The sequence below is a fragment of the Pararobbsia alpina genome, assembly GCF_965118125.1.
Taxonomy (GTDB): domain Bacteria; phylum Pseudomonadota; class Gammaproteobacteria; order Burkholderiales; family Burkholderiaceae; genus Pararobbsia; species Pararobbsia alpina_A.
The window spans coordinates 2,056,571-2,072,120 of the sequence record NZ_OZ221287.1 but is presented as its reverse complement, the minus strand read 5'-3'; the positions used below and the strand labels follow the sequence as shown (position 1 = coordinate 2,072,120).

Below are 15,550 nucleotides of genomic sequence, written 5' to 3'. Positions count from 1 at the left end.
GGAACAATGATTTTACGCGAGCGACTCTGTGGACGTAGGTCGTCGTCGGTCTTGCCGTAGCCGACATAGCCGCCCAATTCGAGCCGCAGCGGTAAAGGCCTGCTGGCGCGACGGATACGCCTTCTCGGCTCAACGCCGTTTGTGACGCGGGACAAGGGACACGGAGATCGGAACCCGCTTCGCTCGATCGCACAGCGACGCGCCGTCGGCTGACGCCGGCTGGTGATGCGAGCGACACCGCCTCGACGCCGTCGCTCTCCTCGAACCCGGACTGGCTGGACTAACCGACCTGCCGACGGGCGATCGGCGTTTCCGGTGTCGGATACCCTGCCTTGCCGAAGGTATCGATGATCGTCCGATTGGTATCGAAGTACACCTGCCAGTAATTCGCGTTGTCCGTATAAGGCCGTACGGCAAGCAGCGGCCCCTCGGGTGTGAACGACAGCACCTCGACGTCAGGCGCAGGCGTTTCCTTGACGTTCGGAATGGTGGCGATCGCCGCCTTGAGCCGTGCCATCGCGTCGAGCGGATCGACGCCATTGGCGATCTTCGCGGTCAGCTCGACACGCCGGTAAGGCTGCACGCTGAAGTTCGAGATCGTGTCGGAGAAGATCTTGTTGTTGCCGATGATGGTCGTCACGTTGTCGGGCGTCAGCAGCGTCGTGCCGAACAGGCCAATCTCGGTGACGGTGCCGGTCACGCCGCCGCCGGTGATGAAGTCCCCGACTTTAAACGGACGCAACACCTGCAGAAACAGCCCCGCCGCAAAATGGGCAAGCAATCCGCCCCACGCCGCCCCGATCGCCAACCCGGCACCGGCAAGCAGGGCCGCAAAGGACGTGGTCTGAATGCCGAAGACCTGCAGGATCGCCAGCACGAGCAGCAGCGTCAGCAGCCCGGCGAGGATCGAGCCCAGATAGTGCGCGAGCGTCGGGTCGACGCGGCCGTTGCGCGACAGCGCGCTGCGCATGACCCGAATGATCAGGCTGATGATCCAGCGCCCGATAATCCAGATCACAATGGCCGCGACCACCTTGATGCCGAAGTCGATGCCGCGCGTCATCAGGAATACGCGTACGGTTTCAAGATCCATGGCTTTCTCGCTGAGGAATCACATCCACCGCAACGCCGGGCGCGATGCGTGCTGTACGAAGTTATACGTGAGCCATTCAGGCCGTGCAAGGCGGGAGCCAGCGCATACGATTGTCGCGCTAATGAATGACGGCTTCGAGACGGAAGGTATGAACCGGAACGGGCGATTGATTCGCCTGTCGGCGAGAGGCACCGGACGAGCCGAATGGCCGTGGTCAGGCGACTGGCTTTGAACAGGCTACTGGTCTTGAGAAAGGCCACTGGTCTTGAGAAAGGCCACTGGTCTGGGACAGGCTAAAGGCTGAGAGCACGGTCGCAAGCACAAGCTTCGCCAACCCAGGCCCGAAGTCGATACATGCATTTATTTTCAGTTAATGTATCGGCCTCGAACACGCAATCCACGTAGTCCAGGCGATTCACGTTGCGCACGCGAACCGCGTCTTCGTTCAAGAGGTCTGTCGTCATCATGCTGGACGCCTTTTCGCATCACTCCCCTTACCCGTCCCGACGCAGCGTCGTGTACTCCCTGGGCGGCATGGTCGCGACCTCGCAGCCAGTTGCCGCGCAAATCGGCCGCGACATGCTGGCGCGCGGCGGCAACGCCATCGACGCCGCCATCGCCGCGGCGGCCGCGCTGACCGTTGTCGAGCCCACGAGCTGCAGTATCGGCGGCGATGCGTTCGCGATCGTCTGGATCCGCGACCCGCTGACCGGCAAAGGCACGTTGCACGGACTCAATGCAAGCGGCCCGGCCCCGGCGGGCCTTTCGCTCGAGCAAATCCGCTCGGCCGGTCACGAAACGATGCCATGGCATGGATGGATGCCAGTAACCGTGCCGGGCTGTCCGGCCGCGTGGGCCGAGCTGTCACGGCGCTTCGGCAAACTGCCGTTCAAGGAACTGCTGGCGCCGGCCGTCTTGCTTGCACGCGACGGCTTTGCCGTGACGCCGGTCATCAGTCAGCTCTGGCAGAAGGCCGACACGCAGTTTCGCAAGAACGACATGCTGCGCGACATCGTGGGTGACGACGTCGCACGTCGCTGGTTCGAAGTCTTCACGCCGAACGGTCATGCGCCGCGCGCAGGCGAGATTCATCGATGGGAAGCGCAGGCTCGAACGCTGGAAGAACTGGCCGACACGCAATGCGAAAGCTTCTATCGTGGCGGCCTCGCACGCACCATCGACGCGTTTTCGCGCGACAGCGGCGGCTATCTGCGCGAAAGCGATCTTGCAAGCTATGCACCTCAGTGGGTCGACCCGATTTCGATCGACTATCGAGGCTATCGCGTCTGGGAGATTCCACCCAACGGCCAAGGGCTCGTCGCCCTGCTCGCGTTGAATATCCTCAAGGGCTTCGACGATCTGCACAGCCGCGAGCATCCGGCCACGCTCCATCGCCAGCTCGAGGCCATGAAGCTCGCCTTTGCCGACGGCCAGCACTACATCACCGAAGCCGATCGCATGAAAGTCCCGCTCGATGCGCTGCTCAGCGACGACTATGCCGCACGGCGCCGCGCGCTGATCGGCGACCTCGCGTCAGATCCGCTGCACGGCGATCCGGTGGCGGGCGGCACGGTGTATCTCGCCGCAGCCGATCGTGACGGCAATATGATTTCGTTGATCCAGAGTCACTATCGCGACTTCGGTTCCGCGATGGTCGTGCCGGGCACCGGGATCGTGCTGCAAAACCGCGGCGCCAGTTTCGATCTCGACCCCGCCCACCACAACGCGTATGCGCCGGGCAAAAAGCCCTACCACACGATCATTCCCGGATTTCTGACGCGCGATGGCGAGGCACTCGGCCCGTTCGGCGTGATGGGCGCCTTCATGCAGCCGCAAGGGCATGTGCAGGTGCTGATGAACCTGATCGACTTCGGCCTGAATCCGCAGGCCGCACTCGATGCGCCGCGCTGGCAATGGTTCGGCAAGCGCCGCTTCGGTTTCGAGCAAGGCTATTCGAACGCGCTCGTGCACGAGATGGCGGCGCGCGGACACGACGTCTACGTCGATCATCATTCGACCGACTATGGCCGCGCCCAGATCATCCTGCGCGACCCCGTCACCGGCGTCTTCTGCGGCGGTACGGAGCCGCGCACGGATGGCGTCGTCGCTGCGCTTTGATGCCGAGCTTGAAATAGATGCTTGAATCAAGCACGGGCCGAGCGCTGTATCGACCCGTGCGCGACACGAACACAGAGCGCGCCGGAGTGGGCCAGGCTGGCTAGACGCTAACGCTGGAACCCGTACACCGGACCAATTCCAAGCAGACCCGTGAGTTCGTCGAGTGCCGTGCGCACTTCGACGAGCAGTTGCGGATCGGCCAGGTCATCAAAGCCAAGTCGATCGCGGTAGTGCCGCTCGACCCACGCCGTCAGCGTGTCGTACAGCGCGTCGTTCATCCAGACACCCGGCGCAACCGCGTCGATCTCGGCCTCGTTGAGCGCGACACGCAAACGCAGGCAAGCGGGCCCACCACCGTTACGCATGCTCTCGCGCAGATCGAAGACACGGTATTCGGCAATCGGACCACCCGACTCGACCAGGCGATCGAGGTACGCAGCGACACGCGTGTTCTCACGGCATTCCTGCGGCACGATAAGCACTTGCTTGCCATCGCCGCGCGCAAGCAGCTGACTGTTGAACAGATACGACCCGACCGCGTCCGCGACCGTGACATCCGAGTCGGGCACCTCGACCGCTTCGAACGTCACGCCGGTACGCGCCAGCTTCTCGCGCAGCGCTTCATAGACCGACGCCTGATCGACAAACGCGTGCGCATGGCAGAACAAGACCTGCTGATTGCCGACCGCAATCACGTCGTTATGAAACACGCCCGCATCGATGACGTCGGGTCGCTGCTGCGCGTAGACGACCGCGTCGTCCGACAAACCATGGCGGCGCGCGATCGCCTGACTCGCCTCGAGCGTCTGCCGCGCGGGATACTTCACCGGTGCAGCCGCACCACCGTACACGCGACGGCCATACACGAAGAACTCCACGCCGCGCGCATCGTAGTCACCGCAAAACCGCGTGTGATTCGCCGCGCCTTCGTCGCCAAGCACCGGTGTGCCGGGCAACGCAGGATGCACCGCGAAATGGCGTTCGTCATGAAAGATGGCGCCCAGCAGGCGCTGCGTCGTGACGTGCTCGATCGAGCGATGCAGATTGAAGGCAAGATTCGCCGGCGTAAAGTGCACACGCGCGTCCGCCGTGTCGCCCGACGGACTGACCGTGGCCGCATTCGCGGCCCACATCGCCGAGGCCGAGCTTGCCGCCGACAGCAGCTCAGGGGCCATGCGCGCCGCTTCACGAATCACATACGCATCGTCGCCTTTGAAGCCCAGCGTGCGAAGCAGATCGGTCGACGGACGCTCATGCGGCGGCAGCACGCCTTGACGATAACCGAGCGCCGCGAGTGATTTCATTTTATGCAGGCCCTGCAGCGCAGCCTGCTTCGGATTGGCCAGGCGCTTCTCATTGGCCTGCGACGCGACGTTGCCGAACGACAGGCCTGCGTAGTTGTGGGTCGGGCCGACGAGACCGTCAAAGTTGGCTTCCGTTGCGTGTTTCGTCATCGTTTGCATAGTTAGTGAGCCTGAACCGGAGATGACGGCACCTGCACGAGCACGCGAACCTGCATGCCATCCGATACCTTGAGTGCAGCCTTCTGCTCCGCGTCGAGCGCAATCGTATCGCCGCTGATACCCACCGTCGCTGCGATAACGCGAAAGTCTTCGATCGACAGATTGGACACGAGGCATTTGAGTGGATGCGACGCACCGTTCAGTACGCCGATACCCGCCACATCGACGCCCTCCCCGTCCGAACCCGCAGCGCCGACCGTCAGCAGACGGCTCGCTCGCACCGTTCGCAAATCCGAGGTGTGGCATTCGAGCACGGGCCCCGCATCGAAAATGTCGACGTGGTTCTCGTAGCGCAGCCCTTCGGCTTCCAGCATGCGCCGCGCGGGCAGCGTGTCCTTGTGCGTGACCGCAATGGCTTTCTGCGCGGTCTCGGGCAACAGTCGCACATAAACCGGATGCCGCGGCATCAGCTCGGCGATAAACGCCTTCTTGCCTTGTGCACTCAGATAATCCGCGGCATTGAAATCGATTTGATAAAAATGCGAACCCAGTGCCTGCCAGAACGGCGATTCGCCGTGTTCATCGAAATATCCGCGCATTTCCGCGCAAATCCGTTCCGGAAAACGGTTTTGAAACTGCGCGATAAACATGAATCGCGAACGCGACAATAACCCGCCCGCGCCGTGAGCGCGCGCACGCGGACTCAGGAATAACGAACACAGCTCGGCATAGCCGGTCAGGTCGTGCGAAATCGTCAGCAGCGACGTACGCGACCAGACGTTGAGTTCCTTGCTCGCGTGCACGACCGTGCTCACACGGTAGTTGTAGAACGGCAGCTCGAGCCCGACCGCTGCTTCGAGCCCGCAGACGCCGATCACTTCGCGCGTCGACGTGTCTTCCATGACGAACAGATAACCCTGTTCATAGAGCGCGGCGTCGCCACGCACGGTGCGCACGATGCGGTCGATGCGTGCCGCGATCGCGGCACGATCGGGCTTGAGCGTCGTCAATCCGGGGCCGGTTTCATTGGCCAGCGCCAGAACGGACTCGAGGTCACTCGTCTGGACACTGCGGACAACCATCATTGCTTATCTCCTGCTCGGTCGGGCGGGACCTTCGGACCGGCTTGCTCACGGCAATTTGTGATCGCCGGGCAAAACAACCGGAATGATAAGCGAGACGGCGCGCCGGAGGAAACCGGCGTCAGGCGTCGAAGCGGAACAGCTGGCTTTCGTCGCCGAGCACGGGGTCGCCGTGCGGCGGGCGTGTCGGCGATCGCAGCAACGCGACCGCATGGTCGGGCAGCACGGGTTTGGAGAGCAGGTAGCCCTGGGCGTAGCCGCAGCCGCTCGCCCGCAGGATCGACAACTGGCCTGGCGTCTCGACGCCTTCGGCAACCACGCCGTAGCCGAGTCCCTTGGCCAGCAGGATCACGCCGCGCACGATACCGGCACGCGAAGGACGCGTTTCGAGCTCGCTGACGAACGAGCGGTCGATCTTGAGCCGGTCGATTTCGTAGGTGTCGAGGTACGACAGGCTCGAATATCCCGTGCCGAAGTCATCGATGGCGATACGAATGCCGTGATTGCGCAGGGTCTGAAGCTGCGACAAGGTGCGCGAGGTGTTTTGCACCAGCGAGCTTTCCGTGATCTCGAGTTCGAGCCAGTGCGCTTCGATGTCATGCCGGCGCAGCGTATCGAGCACGACGCCCACGAAGTCGCCGCTCGCGAACTGCTGGGCGGCGACGTTGACCGACACCGCGACCAGCGGCACGCCGGCGGCGCGCCACGCCGCAAGCTGGGCGAGCGCTTTGTCGAGCACGTACTCGCCAAGCCGCCCGATCAGTCCATGCTGCTCAGCGATCGGAATGAACTCCCCGGGCATGAATAGTCGACCGTGCGCGTCGCGCCAGCGAACGAGCGCTTCGAGCCCGGTCAGCTGGTGCGTCGTCAGCGAATACTGCGGCTGGTAGACCAGATAGAGTTCGTTGTCCGCGAGCGCGCGGCGCAGCTTGTTCGACATGCCGAGGCGCGCTTCGATCTCGCGCCCGAGCGACGGCTCGAACACGCGCGAGCAATTCCGCCCATCGGCCTTGGCGAGATACATGGCGGCATCCGCGCATCGCAACAGATCCGACGCCGAGCGTGCATGCAGCGGGCACAGCGCCACGCCGATACTGCCGTCGACATGCAGCTCGCTCGTGCCGCTGAACACGGGTTCACCGACGGCATCGAGCACATCGCGGCACAGGATTTCCACGTGCGCGGCGTCGTATCCCGCGGCGGCGATCACAAACTCGTCGCCGCCGTAGCGTGCAATCAACACGTCACGCGGCAGGCGTTCGCGCAAGCGCTTCGACACCTCGCGCAGCACGGCATCGCCGGTGGCATGGCCGAGGGTGTCGTTGATGTACTTGAAATGGTCGAGATCGAGGAACAGCACGACACAGCTGCTGCCCGAATCCGACGCCTGACTCAGCATCGCATCGAGACGCTCGAGCAGTTCGTTGCGATTCGGCAGCAACGTCAGCATGTCGTACTTCGCCTGCTGCCGCAGACGCTCGCGTGAAGCGAGCAGCTCGCTGACGTCGTTGAGCACGACGACATAGTGCGCGGGTGCCGACGCGCCGTCGACGACCGCCGAAATGCACAGCTGCACGCCGATCTGCGCGCCCGACTTCGCCCGCAGATGCACCAGGCGCTGATAGCGGCCGGTCTGCTCGAGCGTCGCACGCATCTCCGCGACGTCGGCCGGGTCGGCCAGCACCTCGCCCTTCATGCCGATCAGTTCGTCGTTCGCGTAGCCGAGCATCGCCGACACCGCCGGGTTCGCATACTCGATCAGTTCGGCCCCGTCATCATTCAGACGGCTGATCAGCACGCCGTTCGGACTGTCTTCAAGGGCCTGGCTCAGCAGACGCAACTGATGGTCGGACATCGCCAGTGTGTTCATGGCGTCGAGTTCCGACTGACGCGTCGCGACGAACCGCGAGAACAACGCGAGCAGCACGAGATTCGTGACGATCACCGAGCTGAGCAGAAACCCGACAACCCAGTATGACCAGCCGAACACGCTGTTCATGGCGTGCGTCACGCGCTCGCTTTCGATATTGCGTTCGACGGCAATCTGCGAAAGCACAGCGTTGAGGCGGACGTTGAGTGGCATCAGCCCGGCCGTGCCGCCACTGGTGAGCGTCTCCTTGCCGCGCCAGCGGTCGAGTGTCTGCCGGGCGGATTCGAGATATTGCTCCGTCAGGTCCCGCAGGCTGAGTCCGTCCTTGGTCACCGCGCGTGTGGCCGGCTCGAGCGCCGACAGTTCGTCGAGTGCGCGGCGCGCGTTCGCGTAGCGCTGCAACTCGAGCGAATGCTCGCCGATGACAATGGGAGCGGCGATGCCGGACGACACCGCCGAGTTGACCTGGAGCAACGCGTCCTGCAGCGAATCGAGCGCCTGTTTCGCCGCCGCGGTCTGAACGAGTTCCGACTGCGAGCGCCGCTCCGATTTAATGCAGAAATAGGCGACGCTTGCGTCGAATGCGGTCGCGAGAATGATCAGGAACAGGACATAAGTCCAACCCGATTTCGCCGGCGCCTTCGCGCGTCGCGTGAATTTTTCCGGTAGCCGCATGAAGGTCAGGAAAAGGCGCAATCAACATTGCCTAAAACCTTATTTACGGCACTCTGAATTTAAAATCGAGCGTACGAATGTACGTACTTACCCTGCCCTGATACGCGTGAATGGAATGAAGCGGTACTTTTGCCCGGTTCCAATGAAACAAATCCGCTCGATTCGGTGAATCGTGCGGATTTGTTTATTACGCAGCCGAGAAACATTCACGCATATCGTGAATGTCGGACGCCGTGAACCTCGTTATTGCGCGGCCGCCGGTACGCGGCTCTTCGACGGATGGCCGGCGCTGCCTTCCTGCAGCCAGTAACCAAGCGCCATAAAGATCGCGCCGCCAGCCAGATTACCCAGCGTCACGAACACTTCGTTATGCACGGCACCGGCCAGCGTGATCTCCGCCGGATGGTCGGCCATCAGCGCCAGGGCGAACACGAACATATTCGCGACGCTGTGCTCGAAACCGCTCGCAACAAAGGCGAATACCGGCCAGAAAATCAGGCCCAGCTTGGCGCCGTCATTGTTGGTGCGCGACGCCATCCAGATCGCAAGGCAGACGAGCCAGTTGCACAGCAGTCCCTTGGAGAACAGCGCAAGACCCGGCGCCGCCATCTTGGCTTCGACGGCCTTGAAAAACACCGGTGCGCCGTCGGTCAGCAGCACCCCGCCGCCGGCTGCATGCAACAACGCGGCAAGGATCACGGACCCGATCAGATTGCCGACCCAGCACACGACCCAAACCAGCACGACGCCACCGACGCCGGTCTCGCCTCGCAACAACGCGAGAGGCATATACATCGCCGTACCCGTGAAGAGATCCGAACCGGCGAACACGACGATCGTCAGCGCACAGGCAAACACCGCGCCCATCACCAGGTGGACATACGCGGGGTCGACGTGCGAGCCGACGGAGAACATCAGAATGTCGCCGAATCCGATATAGGCACCCGCCATCGCCGCACCGATAAGAAATGCGACCGGTGAGCGCAGAATCAAGGCAACCCGCGATGCGCCTGCCTTGGCGAATTTATCAATGCTGTCTGCGTACATCATTGCTCCGTTATTATCTTGTCTCTCGCGAGTGCGCGAGACGGGAATTCAAACTGGCGCGTAGGATAAAGCCGCAAATATCGACGGGGCATTCTGATTTCGCATCGCGCCAACTGTACTCCCCGGAGCCACCATGCTCTGTACTCCTTTTCGCGGGGGATGGACCTTTAAGCTTCGAAACTGTAAGCCGTTAACTTAGTATTCCCTGTGCCAGCATGCCGGCGTCGTCGATATCCGCGCCGAATGGGGAAACACAAAAAATAACGCGGCGGAAAAACCGAGCACTACATGTCGAAAAGCAAACCGGAAGCACGCATCGAGGCCTACACCCATCCGGCCGCAGGCTGGGGTGCACTCAAGCAAGTCGCGATCAACCTGATCCGCGAACGCGTACCGGGCGGGAACTATCGGACGCTGCTCAAGCAGAATCAACCTGATGGTTTCGACTGCCCCGGATGCGCATGGCCGGACCGCGAACACGCGTCGACCTTCGAGTTCTGCGAGAACGGAGTCAAAGCGGTGGCCGCGGAGGCCACCAGCAAGCGTGTGACACCGGAGTTTTTCGCCCAGCACACGATCGCCGAGCTGATGCTCCAATCGGATTTCGAACTCGAAGGCCACGGCCGTCTGACGGATCCGATGGTCTACGACGCAGCGAGTGACAAATACGTCCCGATCAGTTGGGATGCGGCCTTCGCGCTGATAGCACGTCATCTGCACGCGCTCGACGATCCGAACCAGGCCGCCTTCTACACGTCGGGCCGCGCGAGCAACGAAGCCGCGTTTCTGTACCAGCTCTTCGTACGCTTGTTCGGCACCAACAACTTCCCCGACTGCTCGAATATGTGCCACGAGCCGACGAGCCGGGGCCTGCCGAAGACCGTCGGGATCGGCAAAGGCACGGTCACGCTCGACGACTTCGAGCATTGCGACACGATGCTGATCTTCGGTCAGAACCCGGCGACAAACCATCCGCGCATGCTCGGCGAGCTGCGTGAAGTGTCGCGGCGCGGTGCGACGCTCGTGTCGATCAACCCGCTGCGCGAGCGCGGTCTCGAACGCTTTGCGAGCCCCTCCCACCCGGCGGAAATGCTGACCGGATCGAGCACGCCGATCTGTTCGGTATTTATCCGGCCCAAGCTCAGCGGCGACTTTGCGTTGATCAAGGCGGTCGCGAAGCGCGTGCTCGAACTCGACGACGACGCCGTGGCAAGCGGCGCACCTCGCGTGCTCGACCTCGGCTTTATCGAGGAGCACACGACAGGATTCGACGACTTTGCGGCGGACCTGCGCGCGGAAAACTGGGACACGCTAATCGAAGAATCGGGCGTGCCGCGCGACGATATCGAGCAACTGACGTCGATCTACGTCAAGGGCGAACGCGTGATCTGCACGTGGGGCATGGGCCTCACACAGCACCGCCAGGCCGTGCCGGCCATTCAGATGTTGTCGAACCTGATGATGATGCGCGGCAATATCGGCAAACGCGGCGCCGGGCTGTGCCCCGTGCGCGGACACTCCAACGTGCAGGGCGACCGCACGATGGGCATCGAGGAAAAGCCTTCGAAGGCGTTCCTCGACCGGCTCGGCAAGGTCTACGCGTTCGAACCTCCGCGCGAGCATGGCTACGACGTGGTCGAAACGATTCAGTCCATGCTCGAAGACAAGGTCAAAGTCTTTGTCGCCCTCGGCGGCAATTTCGCGATCGCGACGCCCGATACCCCGCGGACATGGGAAGCGTTGCAATCCTGCGCGCTGACCGTGCAGGTGACGACCAAGCTCAACCGCAGCCACCTCGTGCACGGGAAGGACGCGCTGATTCTGCCGACGCTCGGCCGCACGGAAATCGACGTGCAAGCCGGTGTTGCTCAAGGCGTCACGGTTGAAGACTCGATGAGCATGGTTCACATCTCGTACGGGATGAACAAGCCGGCCTCGACGAACCTGCTCTCGGAAATCGCGATCGTTGCGCGCATGGCTGAAGCGACGCTCGGCAGCGCGAAGGCCGACTGGGCTGGCTACACGAACGACTACGCAAAGATTCGCGACGCGATCGAACAGGTCATCGACGGCTTTCACGACTACAACGCACGCGTGGCCAAACCCGGCGGCTTCCACCTTGGCGTCGCATCGCGCGAGCGGGTGTGGAAAACCGCGAGCGGCAAGGCGCAGTTCATTGCGCACGCGGTCGACCTCGATACGCCGATTCATCGCGCACGCGCGCGCTACGGCGAACGCCTGATGACGCTGATGACGACGCGTTCGCACGACCAGTACAACACCACGATCTATGGTCAGGACGACCGCTATCGCGGTGTGTTCGGACAGCGCCGCGTGGTATTCGCGCATCGTGACGATATCGCGATGCTCGGTTTGTCCAACGGCGACTGGGTCGATCTCACGAGCGTATGGGACGACGGCATCGAGCGCAGGGCCGACCGCTTCAGGCTCGTGGAATATGACATTCCTCGTGGCTGCCTCGGCGCCTACTATCCGGAGACGAATCCGCTCGTGCCGCTCGAGAGCTTCGCGATCGGCGCAGGCACGCCGGCGTCGAAATCGATCCCCGTGCTGATGACGCGGTCGTCGGGTACCCTCGTCGCGCAACCCTACTTTCCGGACTAAGAAGCGATCGATCCGAGTCCGGCGCATCGGTCGCATCGTATGCGCAGCCCCATCGCGCACTACGATCCCGCGCCGGACTGAACCTTTAACAAGCGGCCCACAAGGCCGCCTGGGACGGATGCGCTGTCGACCACGGCGCATCCGTCACACCACGCCGCCCCCCTTCCACGCAGCGACTGCCGCAACGCCGTTGCAGCCATGCCCCCTTTCAGTTCGACAGACCCGCGCACGAGCAGGCACAATGCGGCCATGCCGAAGCCCACACCCACTTTCGTCGTTCGAATCGAGCCCGCCGGATGGGAGTTCTCCGCGCCAGGCGATCGCCCGATCATGCAGGCCGCCCGCGAGGCGGGCTACCTGATGCCGGCGTCATGCCGCAATGGCACGTGCCGCACCTGCATGTGCAAGCTCGTCAGCGGCAGCGTGCGTTATACGATCGAGTGGCCCGGCATCAGTACCGATGAAAGCGACGATGGCTGGATTCTGCCTTGCGTCTCGGCTGCCGAATCACCGCTTGTGATCCATGTGCCGCATGCAAGGCTGAAGTCCGAGGTCGACGCGATGCTCGCGCAGTCGATCACGCGGCAAAAGCGCTTCTGAGTCGCGTCCCCCTCACGCGCTCTCGCTGCACGCGCGCCGCATGGGTTCGATAATCTCGATGTGTGCCGGTCACTCCGCGGCGCCCGCCCCTGTTACGCGATCGCCAATCAGATCGTCACACGTCCGTCGATGCACGTGACCGACGCTCCACCCACCCAGATGTCGTCACCGACCTGTTCGATGAACACGCGGCCCTTGCGCCCGAGCGCCGTACCCTGACTTGCCACATACTGCGCCGGCGCACGACCGCTGCCGATCAGCCACTGTGCGAGGCTCGCGTTGAGACTGCCCGTCACGGGGTCTTCAGCCATGCCCTCGCCCGCGATAAACGCACGCACTTCGAACTGCGCGTCGCCGCCCGTCCAGGGCGCGACGACCCCCAGCTTGAGTCCGCCGAGCTCGTTGTAATCCGGCTTCAGCGACAGCACCGTGTCGCGATCCTTGAGCATGACCGCGATCCAGCCCGGACCGTTATCGACCCACTGGGTACCGACAACGTCCTCGCGTGCGATCCGCAAGCCGGCAACGATGCGCTCGACGATGCCCGCGTCCGGTTCACCGCTTCGAATCAGCGGCGGTGCCGCAAATGCGAGCCGCGTGCCGTCCCTGCGCAGCTTGACGAGACCAACGCCGCACTCCTGCACGATCACATCGCCTCGGGGCTGACCACCCGCCTCGAGCCACGCATGGCAGGTGCCGATCGTCGGATGACCGGCAAACGGCAATTCGCGCTGAGTCGTGAAGATGCGCACGCGATAGTCGGCTTCGTCCGTCGTGGGTTTGAGCAGAAAGGTGGTTTCGCTGAGATTGGTCCAGCGCGCGAACGCGGCCATTTGATCGTCGCTCAGTCCGTCGGCGCCGAGCACCACGGCGAGCGGATTGCCCTTGAGCGGTTCGCTGGAAAAGACGTCGAGCTGCTTGAATGCGAATGAAGCCACCTTGCCTCCGTGTTGGTCAGGAATGGCCGGGCAAGCCGATGCGGCATGACCCGAAGCCCAATCTTATTTCACCCAACCCGAAGACCTTGCGCCATAGACAAACGAGGCCGCACGAACCGGTACAGCCATCGACTGTGCGCTGCACAGATCACTCAGCGCGTTCGTGCGGAGGCAGCGACGACGGCAGGCTGTCCGGGCTGTTGTACATCTGGTATCCGTACCACAGGCTTTCCGCGATCCGGGGAGCGAGCATGTCCGCGCGTGCGCGCATCCGTTCGTTATCGAGCGTGTGTGTCGTCCGATGGAACAGTTCAAGCCAGCGCTTGAACAGCTCCGGATTCAACTCCGGCAATTGCGCGTGCCGCGGCATCGGCGTGCCACGGTAACGCGCAGTGCCTCGCAACGTGGACGACCAGAAGTCCACCATTTTGGCGAGATGGGCATCCCAGTCCTTGACGTGCGCGTTGAAGATCGGCGCGAGCAGCGGATCTTCATGGACCTTTGCGTAGAAGGTGTGCACGAGGTAGGTGACCTCTTCTTCCGTGCACAGATCGGGTGGAGCTACCACGGCGCGTGTCCTTTCCATTCAACTTCGAGATTGTGTGATCGTACCCGAACCATAAACCGCCTCGACCGCCGTTCGTCGACTGGCCGGCTGGCCGGCATTGGCGCGCAAAGGCAATGCAACGCACGGCGCCCTCAAGGCAAGGTGCGAAATCGCGGCCCGCTGCGTGAACGCCGAACGTCTGCGTTCGCCAGGCGGACCGCACGACGATACGCTTACTCGAGCGCCGACGCCGGACCGAAGAACTCGAAGCGGCTGCGCTCACGCGGCACACCCAGGTCGTGCAGATGCTTGCGCACCGCCTTCATGAACGGCAGCGGCCCGAGGAAGTACACGTCGACGTCGCGCGACTCAGGCAGCCACTGCGCCAGCGTATCGCGGTCGAGCAGGCCCACCGCATGCGGCTCCGGCTGAGCGTCGCGACGTTCTGCGTAGCAGTAAAAGCGCTTGAGCTGCGGATGACGGTCGGCGAGACGATCGATCCATTCGCGGAACGCGTGCACCCCGCCGTGACGCGCTGCGTGGATAAAGTGAATCGGCCGGTTCGTCTTGAGTGCAACTTCAAGCATGGCCAGCGTCGGCGTGATGCCAACCCCGCCGCTAATCAGCACAAGCGGACGTTCCGCATGTTCGAGCGTGAAGTCGCCAGCGGGCGGGAACAGGTCGAGCGTCGAGCCTTCGTTCACTTCGTCATGCAGGAACTTCGAAACCGTACCTTCCGGCTCGCGTTTGACGCTGATCCGATACTCGTGTGACGTGCTCGCAGCCGACAGCGAATAGTTGCGACGCTGCTCCGCCCCATTCACCACGACACGCAGGCCGATGTACTGGCCCGGATGAAACTCGAGGACCTCACCGCCATCGACAGGCTGCAGATAGAACGACGTGATTTCGTCGCTTTCACGCACTTTGCGCGCCACCTTGAAGGCACGCGCTCCACGCCAGCCACCCTTGGCTGCGGCGCGTTGATCGTAAATCTGCTTCTCCGCGCCGATCAGGATATCGGCGAGTTGCCCATAAGCCGCTGCCCACGCTTCAATGACGGCATCGGTGGCAATTTCAGGTCCGAGCACTTCACGAATGGCGCGCAGCAGACACGTGCCGACGATCGGATAATGCTCGGGTTGAATCTGCAGCGAAACGTGCTTGTTGATGATCTGCGAAACCAGGCCGCCGAGTTGTTCGAGCTGATCGATGTGGCGCGCATACATGAGCACGCCGTTGGCCAGTGCGCGTTGCTGCGAGCCGCTCGCCTGATTCGCCTGGTTGAACAGCGGGCGAACTTCGGGGTACTCGCGCAGCATGAGTTCGTAAAAGTGCTTGGTCAGGGCTTCGCCGCCGCTCTCGAGAAGGGGGACCGTGGCTTTGACGATGGTGCGATGTTCTTGGGAAAGCATAGTGGTTCGGCTCGTAGTCATTCGTTGTCGATCCCGCGTCGCGATAATCTGCAGGCGGGGCGCGACATACGTAATCC

General features: G+C 62.8%; 11 protein-coding genes. 3 read left to right on the top strand and 8 right to left on the bottom strand.

Translation table 11 applies throughout. The features are described from left to right. Positions 1 to 280: 280 nt before the first annotated feature. Entirely contained in the window at positions 281 to 1,093 is an 813-nt protein-coding gene (locus ACMFWR_RS09090) for a mechanosensitive ion channel family protein (RefSeq protein ID WP_413194664.1), read from the bottom strand. A gap of 465 nt (positions 1,094 to 1,558) precedes the next feature. Here ACMFWR_RS09090 and ACMFWR_RS09085 point away from each other — a divergent pair, with 465 nt between their 5' ends. Further along, on the top strand, positions 1,559 to 3,211 hold the full coding sequence (locus ACMFWR_RS09085) for a gamma-glutamyltransferase family protein (protein ID WP_413194663.1): 1,653 nt from the start codon (positions 1,559 to 1,561) through the stop codon (positions 3,209 to 3,211). A gap of 107 nt (positions 3,212 to 3,318) precedes the next feature. On the opposite strand, the gene astB is transcribed toward ACMFWR_RS09085, so the two are convergent. The 4 genes from astB to ACMFWR_RS09065 all read right to left on the bottom strand — a co-directional run bounded on the left by astB (position 3,319) and on the right by ACMFWR_RS09065 (position 9,351). Beyond that, positions 3,319 to 4,665, bottom strand: coding sequence for an N-succinylarginine dihydrolase (astB, locus tag ACMFWR_RS09080; protein WP_413194833.1), 1,347 nt, complete (start codon positions 4,663 to 4,665; stop codon positions 3,319 to 3,321). Between the two features lie 11 nt (positions 4,666 to 4,676). Then, positions 4,677 to 5,759: an arginine N-succinyltransferase gene (astA, locus tag ACMFWR_RS09075; protein WP_413194662.1), complete on the bottom strand. Its 1,083-nt coding sequence runs from the start codon at positions 5,757 to 5,759 to the stop codon at positions 4,677 to 4,679. Positions 5,760 to 5,877: 118 nt separating this feature from the next. Then, entirely contained in the window at positions 5,878 to 8,301 is a 2,424-nt protein-coding gene (locus tag ACMFWR_RS09070; protein WP_413194661.1) for a putative bifunctional diguanylate cyclase/phosphodiesterase, read from the bottom strand. Positions 8,302 to 8,544: 243 nt separating this feature from the next. Continuing rightward, the gene (locus tag ACMFWR_RS09065; protein WP_413194660.1) at positions 8,545 to 9,351 is read right to left on the bottom strand and encodes a formate/nitrite transporter family protein; all 807 of its coding nucleotides are present in this window, start codon (positions 9,349 to 9,351) and stop codon (positions 8,545 to 8,547) included. Between the two features lie 285 nt (positions 9,352 to 9,636). Between ACMFWR_RS09065 and ACMFWR_RS09060 the strand changes: the two genes are divergently transcribed. Then, positions 9,637 to 11,973 (top strand): FdhF/YdeP family oxidoreductase, encoded by a 2,337-nt coding sequence (locus ACMFWR_RS09060; RefSeq protein ID WP_413194659.1) that lies wholly within the window; start codon positions 9,637 to 9,639, stop codon positions 11,971 to 11,973. 249 nt (positions 11,974 to 12,222) lie between these two features. Further along, the gene (locus ACMFWR_RS09055; RefSeq protein WP_413194658.1) at positions 12,223 to 12,573 is read left to right on the top strand and encodes a 2Fe-2S iron-sulfur cluster-binding protein; all 351 of its coding nucleotides are present in this window, start codon (positions 12,223 to 12,225) and stop codon (positions 12,571 to 12,573) included. Positions 12,574 to 12,680: 107 nt separating this feature from the next. On the opposite strand, the gene ACMFWR_RS09050 is transcribed toward ACMFWR_RS09055, so the two are convergent. The 3 genes from ACMFWR_RS09050 to hmpA form a co-directional block, all read right to left on the bottom strand. Further along, the gene (locus ACMFWR_RS09050; RefSeq protein ID WP_413194657.1) at positions 12,681 to 13,511 is read right to left on the bottom strand and encodes a PhzF family phenazine biosynthesis protein; all 831 of its coding nucleotides are present in this window, start codon (positions 13,509 to 13,511) and stop codon (positions 12,681 to 12,683) included. A gap of 148 nt (positions 13,512 to 13,659) precedes the next feature. After that, positions 13,660 to 14,079, bottom strand: a complete 420-nt coding sequence (locus ACMFWR_RS09045; RefSeq protein WP_413194656.1) for a group III truncated hemoglobin — start codon at positions 14,077 to 14,079, stop codon at positions 13,660 to 13,662. Between the two features lie 212 nt (positions 14,080 to 14,291). After that, the gene (gene hmpA, locus ACMFWR_RS09040) at positions 14,292 to 15,473 is read right to left on the bottom strand and encodes an NO-inducible flavohemoprotein (RefSeq protein ID WP_413194655.1); all 1,182 of its coding nucleotides are present in this window, start codon (positions 15,471 to 15,473) and stop codon (positions 14,292 to 14,294) included. Between the last annotated feature and the right edge of the window lie 77 nt (positions 15,474 to 15,550).